The following is a 15,698-nucleotide window of genomic DNA, read 5'->3' as shown; positions in this document are numbered from 1 at the left end:
GACGACCTGTGCTCGACAGGACCGGTACCGGGAGAGCGAGCGTGCGTCGACGTCCGTTCGACGTGACTCCGCGCATCGACGGCAGAACTCGAGAAGGAGTGCATCATCGTGGTCAGATTCTCTCGACGAGGACTCATCGCCTACGGCATCGGAACCGCCGCCGGCGTCACCGCTGCAGGTTCGGCCCCGGCCCTCGCGAAAGGTGGGGCGACGAGCGTTCCACGGTCCACCTGGACGAGCTTCGCCCGAACCCTCGACGGCCCGGTCTGGCTCCCGGGGACCCGCCAGTACACCAGCGCCAAGAAGCTGTTCAATCCCACGTTCGACACCAGGGAGCCCGCCGCCGTGGTGCGCGTGCGCAGGCGCCGTGACGTGGAACGGGCGGTCGTGTTCGCGGCGGAGCACGACCTGAAGATCTCCGTCCGCGGCGGCGGTCATTCGTACGTGGGCGCCTCGGCGCTGCGCGGGACGATGCAGCTGGACCTGCGCGACTACGCGAAGGTCTCCTACACCTCCTCGACGAAGCGCGTGACCGTCCAGGCCGGCGCCGGCCTGCGCTCGGTCCACGTGGCGCTGAGCCCCCACGGCAGGAGCATCCCCACCGGCTCGTGCCCCACGGTGGGGACTGCGGGACTCACGGTGGGCGGCGGGATCGGGATCGATTCGAGGCGCTACGGCCTCACGTGCGACGTGCTGGTCGCGGCCACGGTGGTGCTGCCCGGCGGCGACGTGGTGACTGCCTCCCGGACCTCCCACCCGGATCTCTTCTGGGCCCTGCAGGGCGGTGGCGGCGGGCTGAACGGCGTGGTCACGGACCTCACCTACACCACCCATCCCGTCGGCTCGCGCGCCACCTTCTCCCTCGCGTACCCGGCCTCGGCGGCCGTGAAGGTCATGACCGGGTGGGCGAGGTGGCTGAAATCCGCGGATCGCCATCGCTGGGCGAACGTCCACATCGGCACCGACGGTCGCGGCAGCATCACCGTGAGGGTCGTGGGCGTCACCGATGCCGGGGACGAGCACGACGCCGCCGCATCGCTGTCCTCCCACATCGGTGTGCACTCCTCGACGTCCTCGTACCGGCGGCGCTCCCCCATGGAGCTCGTGGACTACCTCGGGGGCGGAGCCACATCGGCCCGCGAGTCGTTCAGCGCCGGCACGGACGTGCTGGCCGCGCTCGACACCAGCACCGCGACCGCGATCCTCGCCACGGTGAAGGAGCGTGCGCACTCGACGCAGAAGAGCGCGGCCGTCCTGGACCCGCTGGACGGCGCGATCCGCAGCAGGAAGAGCACTGACAGCGTCTTCCCGTGGCGCTCCGAGCTGGTGTCCGTCCAGTGGTACACCAACGTCAGCGGTGCGGACGGCCGCACAGCCGGACGCGAGTGGGTCCAGCACGGGCACGCGGCGGTGAAGACGGCGAGCCGCGGCGGCTTCGTGAACTATCTCGAGAGTGGCGATCCCGCCTCGAGGTACTTCGCCGACAACGCCTCCCGGCTCGCGAAGATCCGGCGTCACTACGATCCGGAGAAGCTGATCCAGAGCGGGCTGAGCGTGTAGGCGCGTCCGTCGGCGCGCCGGCACACTCCTCCTCTCCGGAGGGGTCTCGTCGGGGTCATGCCTCCGCAGCCGGCTCCCCGGCCGGAGTCACCGCAGCCGCCCCAGGACCCCCTCCACCGCCGCGAGCACCGAGCCGTCGTCCAGCCCCTGCTCGGCTGCGGCGATGTCCGGGGCGAGGAAGCGGTCCGGGCCGGGGCCCTCGACGGTGCGGCGCAGCACGGCGACCGCCGCAGCGCTCGCGGCCGACGGGGTCAGCGGCGCGCGCAGGTCGATCGCCCGGGACGCGGTGAGCAGCTCGATGGCGAGCACGCGCCGCAGGTTCTCCACGCTCGTGCGCAGCTTGCGGGCGGCGTGCCAGCCCATCGAGACGTGGTCCTCCTGCATCGCGGAGGACGGGATGGAGTCCACGCTCGCCGGGACCGCGAGCCGCTTCATCTCCGAGACCAGGGCGGCCTGGGTGTACTGGGCGATCATGAAGCCGGAGTCCACACCCGGGTCATCGGCCAGGAACGGCGGCAACCCGTGGGAGCGGGACTTATCCAGCATGCGGTCGGTACGGCGCTCGGCGATCGACGCGAGATCCGCGGAGACGATCGCGAGGAAGTCGAGCACGTAGGCGACCGGGGCGCCGTGGAAGTTGCCGTTGGAGGTGACGGTGCCGTCCTCGAGCACGACAGGGTTGTCGATCGCGGCGGCGAGCTCGCGCTCGGCGACCGTGCGGGCGTGGTCGATGGTGTCGCGCACGCCGCCGGCGACCTGCGGGGCGCAGCGCAGCGAGTAGGCGTCCTGCACGCGGGAGCCCTCCGCGGCGACGTCGGCGATGATCGGCGACCCCTCGAGCAGGGCGAAGATGTTCGCGGCCGACGCCGCCTGGCCCGGGTGCGGGCGCAGCGGCGCGTGCAGCTCGGGACGGAACACGGAGTCCCGGCCCCGCAGGCCCTGCACGGTCAGCGCCGTGGTGAGATCCGCGGTGCGCACCAGCTCGTCGAGGTCGGCGATCGCCAGGAGCAGCATGCCGAGCATGCCGTCGGTGCCGTTGATCAGCGCGAGGCCCTCCTTCTCCTCGAGCAGCACGGGCTCGATGCCGGCTTCCGCGAGCAGCTCGGGCACGGGGCGCTCCACGCCGTCGCGATCGCGGGCGCGCCCCTCCCCCATCAGCACGATCGCGCAGTGGGACAGCGGGGCGAGGTCGCCCGAGCAGCCCAGCGAGCCGTACTCGTGCACGATCGGGGTGATCTGCGCGTTGAGCAGCGCGAGGATCGTCTCGACCACGGCAGGGCGCACGCCGGTGCGGCCGGAGGCGAGGGTGCGGGCGCGCAGCAGCATCAGGGCGCGCACCACCTCGGTCTCCACCTCGGGGCCGGCGCCGGCGGCGTGGGAGCGGATCAGGGAGCGCTGCAGGGCGTGGCGCATGGACGGCTCGATCGCCGTGTCCGCGAGGGCGCCGAATCCGGTGGAGACCCCGTAGACCGGGGCGTGGCCGGGGGCGGCGAGGGCGTCGATGTGCTCGCGGACGGAGGCGACGTGCTCACGGGCTGCGGGGTCCAGCTCGACGGGGGCGAGGCGGCGGGCGACGGCGAGGACGTCGGCCGCGGTGAGGCCGGAGCTGGAGAGCGTGACGGTGCGGTCGTCGGTGGAGCGGGCGGTGGTGCTGGTCATGGGGTGCCTTTCGGTCGACGGACGGGCTGGCTGCGGAGAGGGCTGGCTGCGGAGAGGGCTGGCTGAGGGACTGGCTGCGGGGGCTGGCTGCGGGGGCTGGCCAAGAGATCTGGCCGAGGGCGCTGGCTGAGGCTCTGGCGCGGGTTCCGGCGGGAGTGCCGGCGCGGTCGCGCGCCGGTCAGAGCAGCAGGTGGGCGAGGGGTGCGGTGATGAGGATCGTGAGGATGACGCGCTCGAGCCACAGGATCACGAGGCGCCCCACGTTCACGGGGATCGAGGTGGCCAGGATCGAGGGGACCAGCGCCGAGAAGAACACGATCTGGGAGACGGCGGTGACGCCCACGGTGAAGCGGAGCACGTCGGACTCGTGCCCGGCGACGACGGTGGCCGGCAGGAACATCTCGGCGATGCCCACGGCGACGGCCTTCCCGGCGAGCGCCGGCTCCGGCAGGCCCACGAGCGCCGCGACGGGCACGAAGATCCAGCCCAGCAGGTCGAACACCGGGGTGTAGGTGGCCAGCAGCAGGCCCGCGAGACCGATCGACAGGATCGAGGGGACGATCGCGGAGCTCATCAGCACGCCGTCCTTGAAGGTCGACCAGGTGCCGCGCACGAGTCCCGGGGCGCCGGCGAGGGCCCGCATCGCCTCGTCCCAGGCGTGGGCGACGCGGTTGCCCGTCGGCTGCGGCTCCGGGGCGTGCTCGACGCCCTCGAAGGGCTCGTCGGGCACCCCGCGCAGCGGCGGGATCCGCACCGTGATCGCCGTGACCGCGAAGGTCACCACGAGCGTGAGGAAGAAGTAGAGCGTCCAGTGGTGCATGAGGTCCAGCGTGCTGGCCACGATCACCATGAACGTCGCCGAGACCGTCGAGAATCCGGTCGCGATGATCGCCGCCTCCCGGCCGGTGTAGCGGCCCTCGCGGTACACCTTGTCGGTGATCAGCAGGGCGAGGGAGTAGGAGCCGACGAAGGAGGCGACCGCGTCGACCGCGGCGCGGCCGGGGACCTTCCAGATCGGGCGCATGATCGGCTGGACCAGCACGCCCACGAACTCCATCAGCCCGTAGTTGATCAGCAGGGCGAGGAACACGGCGCCGACGGGCACGATCAGGCCCACGGGGATCGCGAGCTTCTCCCACAGGAACGGGCCGATGTCGGGGTTCGCGAGCGGGCCCGGGTAGTAGCCGGCCGCCGCACAGACCGCGACGACCAGGCCCACGACGTTCGCGAACGCGAAGACGGTGCGCAGCATCCCCTTGCGCCAGGAGCCGGTGACGAAGGGGCGGACGGTCCCGAAGGCCACGAGCGCGACCACCACCCAGGGCACCGCGGCGCCGAGCACCCACTGCACGAAGGTCAGCACGTGGTCGACGAGGATCGTGGACTTCCCGCCGATCTCGATCGACACGAAGAACATCGCCAGACCGATCGCGCTGTAGAGCAGGAAGCGCCAGCGGTGCGGCGGGATCTCGCGCTCGGTGCCGTCGACCGCGATCACGGAGCCGGCGCGGGCGGTGGCGGAGCCGGTGAAGTACTCCTCCCCGGCGCCCCGTCGGGCCCTCTCGGGGCCGGGCTGGGGAGTGCTGAGAGCATCTGACGTCGTCATCGACGGTCTCCTCGGGTGGGTGGGATCAGGCCTGCGCGACCCCGGCCCGCCACACCCGGTGGGTGAGCGGCATGCCGGGACGGTAGGCGAGGTGGATGGCGGCGGGGGCGTCGAGCACGTGCAGGTCGGCGCGGGCGCCGACGGCGAGATGGCCGACGTCGCTGCGGCGCAGGGCGAGAGCTCCGCCGCGGGTGGCGGCGCGGACAGCCTCGGCGAGCGAGAGGTGCATCTGCAGGACGGCGATGGCCACGCAGAAGCTCATCGAGCTGGTGTAGCTGGTGCCGGGGTTGCAGTTGCTCGCGATCGCGATCGCGGCACCGGCGTCGAGCAGCTCCCGGGCCGGGGCGAGCGGGGCACGGGTGGAGAGGTCGCAGGCCGGGAGCACGGTCGCGACCGTCGGCCCGGCATCGACCGCGAGGCGGCCCGGTGCGGGGTCGGCGGGGTCGGTGCTGCTGCCGGCGGCAGGGTACGAGGCGGTGCGGGTGGGGCGCGAGGCGGTCGCGGCGAGCGCCTCGATGTCGTCGGCCGCGAGGTGGTTGACGTGGTCCACGCTCGCCGCGCCCAGCTCGGCGGCCAGCGCCACGCCGCCGGAGCGGCCCAGCTGGTTGCCGTGGACGCGCAGGCCCAGCCCCGCCGCGGCGCCGGCACGCAGGACGCGCTCGGACTGCTCGGGATCGAAGGCGCCCTCCTCGCAGAAGACGTCGATCCAGCGCACGTGCGGGGCGACGGCGGCGAGCATCTCGCCGCTGACCAGGTCCACGTACCCCTCGGCGCCGGGCCGGCCCTCCCGGCCGTCGAACTCCGCGGGCACGAGGTGCGCCCCGAGGAAAGTGGCCTCGTCGAGCTCGCCGGACTCCACGAGGGAGGAGGCCAGGCGCGCGGAGCGCAGCTCGTGCTCGAGGGTGAGGCCGTAGCCGGTCTTGGTCTCGAGCGTCGTGGTGCCGCCGGCGACCGCCTCGGCGATCCGACCCTGCACGAGGCCGCGCAGGCGCTCGTCAGAGGCGGAGCGGGTGGCACCCGTGGTCACGCCGATGCCGCCGGCGGCGTAGGACTCCCCCGCCATGCGCGCCTCGAACTCGGCGGCGCGGTCGCCGTCGAAGATGAGGTGGGAGTGCGAATCAACCCAGCCGGGGAGCACCGCGCGGCCACCCACATCGACCCGGTCATCGGCCGACGGGGCGTGCGCAGCCGGGCCGGTCCAGGCGACCACGCCGTCCTCGATCACGAGGGCGGCGTCGTGCAGGACCTGGGAGTCCGCGACGCCGTGCAGGGCCGAGGGATCGTCGAGCGCGGGATCGATGGTCCACAACTCGCTGATGCCGGTGATCACGGTGCTGGCCATGACGGTGCCTCCTGCGGGTGGGGGTGGGGGTGGGGGTGGGGAGAGCATGCCCCGGGGCTGGTCCGGAGGAGCGGACCGGCCCCGGGGACGGGTGCGGGCGGGGTCAGTCGCGGCGGGTGGGGGTCATCGGGACGCGCACGCCGCGCTCGTGGGCGACGTCGTCGGCCCGGGAGTAGCCGGCGTCGACGTGGCGGAGCACACCCATCGCGGGGTCGTTGGTGAGCAGGCGCTCGAGCTTGCGGCCGGCGAGCTCGGTGCCGTCGGCGACGCCCACCTGCCCGGCGTGGATCGAGCGGCCGATGCCCACGCCGCCGCCGTGGTGGATGGACACCCAGGTCGCTCCGGAGGACGCAGCGGTCAGGGCGTTCAGCAGCGGCCAGTCGGCGATCGCGTCGGACCCGTCGAGCATCGACTCGGTTTCCCGGTACGGGGAGGCGACGGAACCGGCGTCGAGGTGATCGCGGCCGATGACGAGGGGGGCCTTGACCTTGCCGTCGCGCACGAGGTCGTTGAAGAGCATCCCGGCGCGGTGGCGGTCGCCGTAGCCGAGCCAGCAGATGCGGGCGGGCAGGCCCTCGAACTCGACGAACTCGTTCGCCGCGTCGAGCCAGCGGTGCAGGTGCTCGTTCTCGGGGAAGAGCTCCTTGAGCGCGGCGTCGGTGACCGCGATGTCCTCGGGGTCACCGGAGAGGGCGACCCAGCGGAACGGGCCGAGGCCCTCGCAGAACAGGGGACGGATGTAGGCGGGGACGAAGCCGGGGAACTCGAAGGCGCGGTCGTAGCCCGCGTGGCGGGCCTCGTCGCGGATCGAGTTGCCGTAGTCGAACACCTCGGCGCCGGCGTCCTGGAACTCGACCATCGCGTGCACCTGGCGGGCCATCGACTCGCGGGACTTCTTGGTGAAGCCCTCCTCGTCGGCCTCGGACTCGCGCTGCCAGTCCTCGACGGAGACCTCGAGGGGCAGGTAGCTCAGCGGGTCGTGGGCGCTGGTCTGGTCGGTGACGATGTCGATCTCGATGTCGCCCGCCTGATGGCGCTCGAGCAGGGCCGGGAAGATCTCCGCGGCGTTGCCGACGATGCCGATCGAGAGGCCGCGCTTCTCGGCCTTCGCGGCGTTGGCGCGGGCGATCGCGTCGTCGAGGTCGTCGGCGATCTCGTGGCAGTAGCGCTTGGCGACGCGGCGCTCGAGGCGGGTGCGGTCCACGTCGGCGATCAGGCACACGCCATCGTTCAGGGTGACGGCCAGCGGCTGCGCGCCACCCATGCCGCCGCAGCCGCCGGTCAGCGTGATCGTGCCGGCGAGCGTGCCGCCGAAGCGCTTCTGCCCGATCGCGGCGAAGGTCTCGTAGGTGCCCTGGAGGATGCCCTGGGTGGCGATGTAGATCCAGGAGCCGGCGGTCATCTGGCCGTACATGGTCAGGCCCTCGGCCTCGAGCCGGCGGAACTCGGGCCAGGTCGCCCAGTCGCCCACGAGGTTGGAGTTGGCGAGCAGCACGCGCGGGGCCCATTCGTTGGTGCGCAGCACGCCGACGGGCTTGCCGGACTGCACCAGCAGCGTCTCGTCGTCCTCGAGGTCCTCGAGGGTGCGGACGATCGCGTCGAACGCCTCCCAGGAGCGGGCCGCGCGGCCGGTGCCGCCGTAGACGACGAGGTCATCCGGGCGCTCGGCGACCTCGGGGTCGAGGTTGTTCATGAGCATCCGCAGCGGGGCCTCCGTCTGCCAGGACTTCGCGCTGAGGGTGGTGCCGCGGGCTGCGCGGACGGGGCGGGCTCCGGGGAGGGTCATCATCGGCTCCTGGTGTCGGGGACTGCTCGGGAGGTTCCGAGGGGTCGGGGATCGCTCGGGTGGTCCGAGGGGTCGGGGATCGCTCGGGTGGTCCGAGGGGTCGGGGATCGCTCGGGTGGTCCGAGGGGTCGGGGATCGCTCGGGTGGTCCGAGGGGTCGGGGTGTTCCCACCAGGACACCACCGTCGACGGGGCGGGTCGAGGGGCGCGCGAGCGGTTATGTCCGGGATACCGGACGGAGGTGCGGCCAAGCTCTATTTTCCCGCCATCCCCAAGGCAACCCGACGATTACCGCAGGGTTAGACGATTACCGCAGGGTTATGAGCGCGTGACTTCCATATATGGAAGGGACACGCTCATAACCCGTTGGTAGGTTCCCGAGGACCGCCCGGGGCGCTCGCTGGGGCACGTCGGCGCTCGACCTCCTTGGGGTGCCGCGACGATGTGGGTTGCCGCGTCGCTACTGCCCCTGCGTCGCACGCAGCGCTTCCCGCTCCTCGCGCACCAGCTCCCAGGTGCGCACAAGACGCGGCAGCGTGAGCATCAGCAGTCCGCCGGCCATGTTCAGCGGGATCACCCAGGCGAACCAGACGAGCCAGGACAGGTAGGAGATGTCGGCCCCGGCGTGCATGGCCCCGAAGATCACCGCGGAGCTCAGGGCACCGTGGAGCATGCCGAGACCTACCACGAGGAGGCCGCTGATCAAGGAGTTCGCGATCGTGGCGATGCCCTCTTTGGAGCCCTGCGCCATCCGGGTCACGAGGGTGATGGTGAAGCCCGCCAGCAGCGCGAGCGCGGCCGTCTCGAGGGTCAGTCCCTTGTCCATGTATCCGGTGGCCGCCTCGATGAGCACGTCGTCGAAGGCAGGGAAGGCCGCCACGACGACCCAGGCGAACGCCCAGCCGCCCACGAGGTTCGTCACCAGCGTCACGGCCCACAGCCGCACCAGCTGCCCCCAGGTGCCATGACCGGCGACGATCGCGTTGATCGGCACCAGGAAGTCCTCGGTGAACAGCTCGGAATGGGCCAGACGCAGGGCGTACAGCCCGATGCCGAAGGCGAGCCCGCCGAGCAGCTTCGACCCGGTCGCGTCCAGCACCGCGAGCATCGCCAGAAGACCGATGCCCACGTCGATCCCGCCGAACAGCCCGGTGATGACCAGCGCGCGCCAGGTGCGGTTCAGGCGGTTCGCGCCCTCCTCGACGGTGCTGCGGAACTCCTCGACGAGCTTGTCCTCGACCGGCTCGTCGGACTCGCCGAGATGCTCGCGCTCGTCGTGCTGGCTCCGCGTGTTCGGCGCGGGCTGCTTCGCCCGGGCGCGCTGCTTGTCGTGCCCATGGGCCTGCCCACGCTGAGCATCCCACCCGGCCCGCCCGGTCTGCCCATCCAGACCGCGCTGTTCACCGCGCCCTGTCTGCCTGTCCCGCTTGCCCTGCTCGCTGTCAGCGGCCACGCTCGGCACCTTCTCTCCGGAGTTGCGGTGGAGTTGCAGTGCGCCGCACGGTATCAGCGGGAGCGGGGACTCTTCCTCAGTCGCCGGGCGATCATCCCCTGCTGGACGCGGCTGAGCCGGACCACCAGCGGAGCGAGGCGCACGGTGAGCCCGGGGAGCAGGTCGAACGCTCTCACCTGCACCCCTCGCCAGGCGGGCACCACGGTGACCGGCCTCGGGCGCTCCACGACCTTCAGCACGACCTCGGCGATCGCCTCGGGGCGCAGCAGCTGCCCCGAGAAGGACATCGACGCTCCGGGATCGTCCAGCTTGTCGAAGAGCATCGGGGTCCACATGCCGTCCGGGCAGATGCAGCTGATGCGCACGTCCTTCACCCCGGCCAGGCGCAGATCCGTCAGGGCCGACGTGCTGAACCCGAGCACCGCATGCTTGGACGCGGCATAAGCGGCCTCACCCGGCACCGAGACCAGCCCCGCGAGCGACGCGATGTTGAGGACGTGACCGTGGCCGGCCGGCCGCATGACCTCGAGCGCCGCCACCGTGCCGTGCATCGTGCCCAGTGCGTTGACCTCGAGGATGAGGCGGCGCTGAGCGTCGGTCTGCTCCCAGAACGGCCCGGAGGCCAGCACCCCGGCATTGTTGACCCACACGGTGAGGCCGCTGCTGGGTTGTGCGTCGGCCGCTGCGGGCTCTGCAAGCACTGAGGGCTCTGCTGGCTCTGCTGGCTCTGCAAGCACTGCGGCCTCGCCGGCGAGGCTCTGCGCCAGCGCACGGCAGGCCTCCTGGTCGCGCACGTCCAGGACATGGCCTCGGGCAGCGATCGCAGGGCCGGTGGCGGTGATCTGTGCGGCGGTCGCCTCGGCGAGGGCGCCGTCGAGGTCGGTGACGTGCACGGCGAACCCGGCGCGGGCCAGGCGCACGGCGATCTCCCGTCCCAGGCCTCCCCCGGCGCCGGTGACGACGGCGTGGCCGCGCCGCGCACTGGTCCTGGTCGTCCGGCCCGTGGCGCTCATGGCCTCTCCCCTGCCTGCGCCGCGCGCCGTCGGCCGCGCCGGCGTTCACGGGTGAGGTCGACCAGGTACTGATCGAAGTCGACCTCCATGGTGTGGCGCGGGGAGGCGTAGAAACGGCGTCGGCTGCGCTCGTGCATCGCCGCCATGCGGGAGCGCACCTCCTCCTGGGACGGGAAGGCGGAGCGCCCGGTGAGGATCTCGGTGATCCACTGTGCCTGCGCCTCCGCGAGCGGCATCACGGCGCCGATCGGCTGGAGCAGGCCGAGGAAGAACAGGCCGGGCAGGTCGGGGTGGACGGCGCGGTGGAACAGCGGCAGGTCGTTGTCCGGCGCCGCGAGCAGCTCGGGATCCAGGAACGGGAAGGTGACCTTGTAGCCCGTGGCCCACACGATCAGGTCGGCCCGAGCACGCGTGCCGTCGGTGAACAGAACCGTGTCCCCCGCCAGGCGCCGGATGCCCGGCCGCGGGGCCACCCGGCCCGAGCGCAGCGCGTCACGGATCTGCTCGGACTGCACCGGATGCGACTGTCCCGGGGCGTGGTGCGGCGCCGGCAGCCCGTAGCGCGCCACGCTCGGCGCGGTGGAGGCGGCGATCCGCAGTCGGGCCCGCGTGAACGCCCAGGGTGCCCACCCGGGCACGGCGATCTCGTCGGAGGGGATCCCGAGGGTGAACTTCGGCAGCACCCACTGCCCGCGTCGCTGCGAGAGGTTCGCGGTGGCGGCGACCTCGGCCGCCACCGAGGCGATGTCCAGGGCAGAGTTGCCGGAGCCCACGACCACCACGTCGCGGCCGCTCAGCTGCTCGGCGCCGCGGTAGTCGTGCGCATGGATCTGCTCGCCGTCGAAGCTGCCGGGGTAGGCCGGCTCCGGCCAGCGCGGGTCCCAGTGGTGACCGTTGGCCACGAGCACCGCGGAGTACTCACGGGTCTCGGCGCCGCCCGGCCCCTGGATGGAGACCTGCCAGCCCGGGGTCCCCGCGGGTGTCGGGTCCGCGAGGTCGGCAGGGGCGACGGCGGCTCGTTCGACGGTGGTGACCTCCGTGTCGAAGGAGATCGTGTGCCGGAACCCGAAGTGCTCCACGTACGCCTCGAAGTACGCGGCGACCTGGTCATGCCGCGCATACGCCGGGTAGTCCGGAGGCATCGGGAAGTCGGAGAAGGCCATGCGCCGCGTGGACGTGTTGATCTCGAGGGTCTCGTAGCAGGCGGACTGCCCGTTGGGATTGTCGAGCACCCAGTTCCCGCCCACGCGCGTGCCCTTCTCGAAGCAGTCGAAGGGCACACCGGCGAGGTAGAGGGTCTTGGCTGCTGCCAGGCCGCTGGACCCGGCGCCGATGATGCACACGCGCGGCAACGTGGGGTCCGGCTCGATCCGTCCGGTGACGGCGGGGGCACGGTGTCGCTGGGTGACGAGGTACGGCATGCGGCTCGTCCTGCCATCGGAATTACTGCTGGGTAGCCGGTTCGGTGGAGGTGCGCCCCGAGCGCCGGCCCAGCAGGCGGCGGGTGATCTCGTCGGCCGCGACCCGCACTGCGACGTCGAGCCGTTCGCGCAGCTCGTCGTCCACCCGCGCCTCGACGAAGGTCAGCGCGACGGCCGCCGCCGGCCAGCCGGTGTGGTCGCGCACCACGGCGGCCACGGAGCCCAGCTCGTCGGTGACCTCCCCGGATTCGTGCGCGATGCCGTCCGCCCGCACGCCGGCCAGCAGCTCGCGCAGAGCGCGCGGCGTCTCGGGGCCGGGGGCGGCGGTGCGGGAGGTGAAGTCGCCCTGATGCCCGAACAGGGCGCGCAGCTGCGCCGGCGGCAGCTCGGCGAGGATCGCGCGGCCGCTCGCCGTGAGGTGCGCGGACAGCCGCACGCCGACGTCGGTCACCAGGCTGGGCCGGTTCCGGGCGCGCTCCTCGACGACATAGAGCACATCGCGTCCGTGCAGGACCGCGAGGTGACCGGACTCCCCGATCTCGTCGACCATCGCCTCGATGACCCGTCGGCCGATGCGCGCGAGCGGCTCCTGGCGCAGGTAGGCGCCGGAGAGCTCGTGGGCGGCGGGGCCCAGCCCGTACAGCCGCTCCTCCCCCAGGTGCATGACATAACCGTGCTCGACGAGCGTGGCCAGCAGGTCGTAGGTGCGCGAGCGCGGCAGGTCCAGCTCCTCGGCGAGGCGCACGGCGGCGACCGGGGAGCGGCGCGAGGCGAGGAAGGTCAGCAGGCGCAGCGTCGCGTCGGCCGCCGGGACTTTCGGGGGTGTCATGATCGGCAAGGATGCCACCTGCGGTGTCCGGTGGGCCGGACGGTGGCTCTCGACGCGCCGTTCCGCGCGGCGCGGCGGGTGCCATGATGGAACGATCGCACGCCCTGATCCGCCGACGAGGAGCCCGATGACGACCTCTCCGCACCACGAGAACCTCTGGACCGGACGGCACGACGGCGACGGCCCCGAGCATGCCCGCTGGCACCAGATGGTGCAGGTCGTGGCGCCGGGGACGGCCGACGCGGATCCGGCGGCGCCGCACGTCGCGCTGCTCGGCTTCCGCTCCGACGAGGGGGTGCGCCGCAATCGAGGCCGGGTCGGAGCCGCCGACGGTCCTGCCGCCCTGCGCAAGGCCCTCGCCCCGCTCGCCCTGCACGGGCCGCTCGCCCGCGGCGAGGTCGGCCTGCACGATCTGGGCGATGCGGAGACCGTGGGCGAGGACCTCGAGGGCGGTCAGGCCGACGCCGCCGCGCTCACCGCGCACGCCCTGGACCGCGCGGGCTCACGCCTCGCCGTGGTGCTGGGCGGCGGGCACGAGACCGCCTGGTCCTCGTACAGCGGGCTGATGGCCTCCGGCCTCGGGCCGCGCGCGGGGCAGCGCTGGGGAGTGCTGAACCTCGACGCCCACTTCGACCTGCGCGAGGAGCCCCTCCCCACCTCCGGCACGCCCTTCGCCCAGATGGCCGCCGCCGAGCGTGCCGCCGGGCGGGACCTGCGCTATGCCGTGCTCGGGATCGCCGAGCCGTCCAACACCGGCGCCCTCTTCGCGACGGCCCGAGAGCTGGGCGTGCAGTGGTGGACCGATGAGCAGTGCCTCGCCGCGGGGGCCGACGGGATCCGCGAGTTCGTCGCAGACTTCGCCGCTGACCTGGACATCCTGTACCTGACCATCGACCTGGACGTGCTCCCGGCGGCCACCGCCCCCGGTGTCTCGGCGCCGGCGGCCTACGGGGTGCCGCTGCCGCTGATCGCAGCGGCCGTGCAGGCTGCGGCCGGCAGCGGGAAGCTCGCCCTGCTCGACGTCGTGGAGCTGAACCCCTCGCTCGACATCGACGGCCGGACGGCGCGTGCCGCGGCCCGCCTGATCGACGACGCGGTGCGCGGGGTCGTCAGCGGCGCCTGAGCGGCCACGCCGGAGCGCTTGAGAGGCCACCCCGAGTCGCCGGAGCGGTCACGCCGTGGCGCGGAGCCACTCCTCGAGATCCATGTCGTCGACCTCCGCGTCGGCGGGGATCAGGCCACCGCCCGCGATGGCCGAGCCCAGATACGGGAGCTCGGCGACCAGGCGCGGGGACCTGCCGTCGATGTCTCCGCGACGCGCCAGGATGCGTCGCACGAGCTGCGCGGAGGTGAGCTCCTTGGGGCCGCGCAGCGCGAAGGAGCGGTCGGTGGAGTCCTCGTCGGCCTCGACCTCGCGGGCGATCCGTGCCGCGAGCCTGTCCGCGGCGACGGGGGCCATCCGCATGGTGGGCAGCACAGCGACGGGACCGAAGCTCGCCTGGGACAGCAGCAGGCCCGCGATCTCGAACCACTGCGCCGAGCGCACGAGCGTGACCGGGAGGGCCGCGTCCAGATAGGTGGCCTCCTGGGCGGCCTTGCCCCGGTAATAGGCAAAGTACCTGTGCGCATCAGGGTCCGCTGCGCCGGCGATGGAGACGCACAGGACGCGGCGCGCTCCGCCCTGCTCGGCGGCGCGGGCGATGTTCCCGGCGGCTCGCGTGTGGGTCGCGACGGCGCGGCGTGAGCTGAGGGAGGGGGTGCTGATCGCGTCGATCACGAGGTCGGTGCCCTGCAGTGCCTCCGCGAGGCCGTCGCCGGTCACGGCGTCCACCCCGGTGCGTCGGCCGAGGGCGCGCACGGTGTGCCCCGCGGCCCCGAGATGGGTGACGAGATGGTGGCCGAGGGTTCCGGCTGCTCCGAGCACGGCGATGTCCATGACGGTCACTGTAGACGCACGAAAGAGCGCAGCTCCGGATCGTGGTCGTGGGCCTCGATGAATCCGAGCGACTCGTAGAAGGCGCGCTGGCCGGGCTCGGCGTCGGTGAGCAGCACCTGCTGGCGCACCGTGGCGAAGGGGGCGAAGGCCGCGTCGACCAGGCGTCGGCCGATGCCGGCCCGATGCGCGTCGGGCCGCACGAGCACGTCCTGCAGGTAGGCGATGGTGGCGCCGTCGCCGACCGCTCGGGCCAGGCCCAGCAGTTCGCCGTCGCGGCGTGCGGTGACGACGTGGGCGCTTCCGGCGAGCGCTCGCAGCAGCGTCGACGGCGACTCGGTGTACGCGCCCCAGCCCACCGCGTCGTAGAGGTCCAGGACCTCCTGCAGCGCCGGCACCTCCGGGCCCACGACGAGCTCCCCGGTCGGCGGGGCCGACGACGGATCCGTCGGCCGCCATCGCGAGTCGACCAGCTGGAACAGGCGGCAGTCCGCCCACTCCCCGCCGAGCCGCAGGTAGGAGGGTGCCAGGCCGTACTCGGCGAAGCCGCAGTGCTCGAGCACGCGCGCCGAGGCGTCGTTGCCGACCTGCACCTCGGCCTGGATCCGGTGCAGGCCGAGGCCGCCGAAAGCCACCGCGATCGCGCTGCGCACCGCCGCGGTCGCGATGCCCCGCCCGGTGACGTCGTGGTCGACCCAGTAGCCCAGCGAGGCGGAGTCGAACGCGCCGCGGATGATGCCCGAGAGGTTGAGCCGGCCGACGATCCGTGTCGCGCCCTTCTCCTCGAGCCGGATGGCGAGCGGCAGGCTGCGGCCTGCTTCCCGGTCGGCGAGAGCATGGGCGATCGCGGTGCGCTGCCCGGCCTCGGTGAACCAGCTCTCCGACCGGGCGGGTGCGCCGACCATCAGCTGCTCGCGATTGCGGGTCTCGAGCTCCGTGAGCGCCGGGGCATCATCGACCGTGAGGAGGGTCAGCGTGACCTGATGGGTCAGGACGGGAGCTCGCGGCGCGGAGATGTCGGGCATGCCGTCCAGTATCCGGCACGAGCCCCGCACCTGCGATGACGTCCCCTCCGCCTCGCACCTCACTATCCGTTC

The 15,698-nt window shown here is 72.7% G+C and carries 12 protein-coding genes; 2 read left to right on the top strand and 10 right to left on the bottom strand.

The features are described from left to right. The first annotated feature begins 108 nt into the window (after positions 1 to 108). Positions 109 to 1,560: an FAD-binding oxidoreductase gene (locus tag ACT3UL_RS05750; protein WP_444577184.1), complete on the top strand. Its 1,452-nt coding sequence runs from the start codon at positions 109 to 111 to the stop codon at positions 1,558 to 1,560. A gap of 87 nt (positions 1,561 to 1,647) precedes the next feature. On the opposite strand, the gene hutH is transcribed toward ACT3UL_RS05750, so the two are convergent. The 8 genes from hutH to ACT3UL_RS05710 form a co-directional block, all read right to left on the bottom strand. After that, entirely contained in the window at positions 1,648 to 3,219 is a 1,572-nt protein-coding gene (gene hutH / locus ACT3UL_RS05745; protein WP_444577183.1) for a histidine ammonia-lyase, read from the bottom strand. Positions 3,220 to 3,397: 178 nt separating this feature from the next. Continuing rightward, a complete protein-coding gene (locus ACT3UL_RS05740) occupies positions 3,398 to 4,825 on the bottom strand; it encodes a YjiH family protein (RefSeq protein WP_444577182.1) in 1,428 nt (475 codons plus the stop codon). Between the two features lie 25 nt (positions 4,826 to 4,850). Further along, positions 4,851 to 6,167, bottom strand: a complete 1,317-nt coding sequence (locus ACT3UL_RS05735; RefSeq protein ID WP_443398493.1) for an amidohydrolase family protein — start codon at positions 6,165 to 6,167, stop codon at positions 4,851 to 4,853. 103 nt (positions 6,168 to 6,270) lie between these two features. Continuing rightward, on the bottom strand, positions 6,271 to 7,953 hold the full coding sequence (gene hutU / locus ACT3UL_RS05730) for a urocanate hydratase (protein ID WP_443398497.1): 1,683 nt from the start codon (positions 7,951 to 7,953) through the stop codon (positions 6,271 to 6,273). A 459-nt stretch (positions 7,954 to 8,412) separates the two neighbouring features. Continuing rightward, on the bottom strand, positions 8,413 to 9,405 hold the full coding sequence (locus ACT3UL_RS05725; protein WP_444577181.1) for a formate/nitrite transporter family protein: 993 nt from the start codon (positions 9,403 to 9,405) through the stop codon (positions 8,413 to 8,415). 53 nt (positions 9,406 to 9,458) lie between these two features. Beyond that, positions 9,459 to 10,418, bottom strand: coding sequence for an SDR family NAD(P)-dependent oxidoreductase (locus ACT3UL_RS05720; protein ID WP_444577180.1), 960 nt, complete (start codon positions 10,416 to 10,418; stop codon positions 9,459 to 9,461). Further along, entirely contained in the window at positions 10,415 to 11,839 is a 1,425-nt protein-coding gene (locus ACT3UL_RS05715) for a flavin-containing monooxygenase (protein WP_444577179.1), read from the bottom strand. The genes ACT3UL_RS05720 and ACT3UL_RS05715 overlap by 4 nt, the downstream gene beginning before the upstream one ends. Positions 11,840 to 11,861: 22 nt before the next feature. Then, complete coding sequence (locus ACT3UL_RS05710) at positions 11,862 to 12,668, bottom strand: IclR family transcriptional regulator (RefSeq protein WP_444577178.1); 807 nt, start codon at positions 12,666 to 12,668, stop codon at positions 11,862 to 11,864. A 127-nt stretch (positions 12,669 to 12,795) separates the two neighbouring features. Here ACT3UL_RS05710 and hutG point away from each other — a divergent pair, with 127 nt between their 5' ends. Then, positions 12,796 to 13,791: a formimidoylglutamase gene (gene hutG, locus ACT3UL_RS05705; RefSeq protein WP_444577177.1), complete on the top strand. Its 996-nt coding sequence runs from the start codon at positions 12,796 to 12,798 to the stop codon at positions 13,789 to 13,791. A 48-nt stretch (positions 13,792 to 13,839) separates the two neighbouring features. Here the strand turns inward: hutG and ACT3UL_RS05700 are convergent, their stop codons facing one another. Both ACT3UL_RS05700 and ACT3UL_RS05695 read right to left on the bottom strand, forming a co-directional pair. Then, on the bottom strand, positions 13,840 to 14,604 hold the full coding sequence (locus ACT3UL_RS05700; RefSeq protein ID WP_444577176.1) for an SDR family oxidoreductase: 765 nt from the start codon (positions 14,602 to 14,604) through the stop codon (positions 13,840 to 13,842). Positions 14,605 to 14,609: 5 nt separating this feature from the next. After that, a complete protein-coding gene (locus ACT3UL_RS05695; RefSeq protein WP_444577175.1) occupies positions 14,610 to 15,626 on the bottom strand; it encodes a GNAT family N-acetyltransferase in 1,017 nt (338 codons plus the stop codon). Between the last annotated feature and the right edge of the window lie 72 nt (positions 15,627 to 15,698).

It is taken from the genome of Brachybacterium sp. 107, from assembly GCF_052379725.1.
In the GTDB taxonomy this organism is placed as follows: Bacteria; Actinomycetota; Actinomycetes; order Actinomycetales; family Dermabacteraceae; genus Brachybacterium.
The sequence above is the reverse complement of the archived record's forward strand: the minus strand, read 5'-3'. Positions and strand labels throughout refer to the sequence as shown.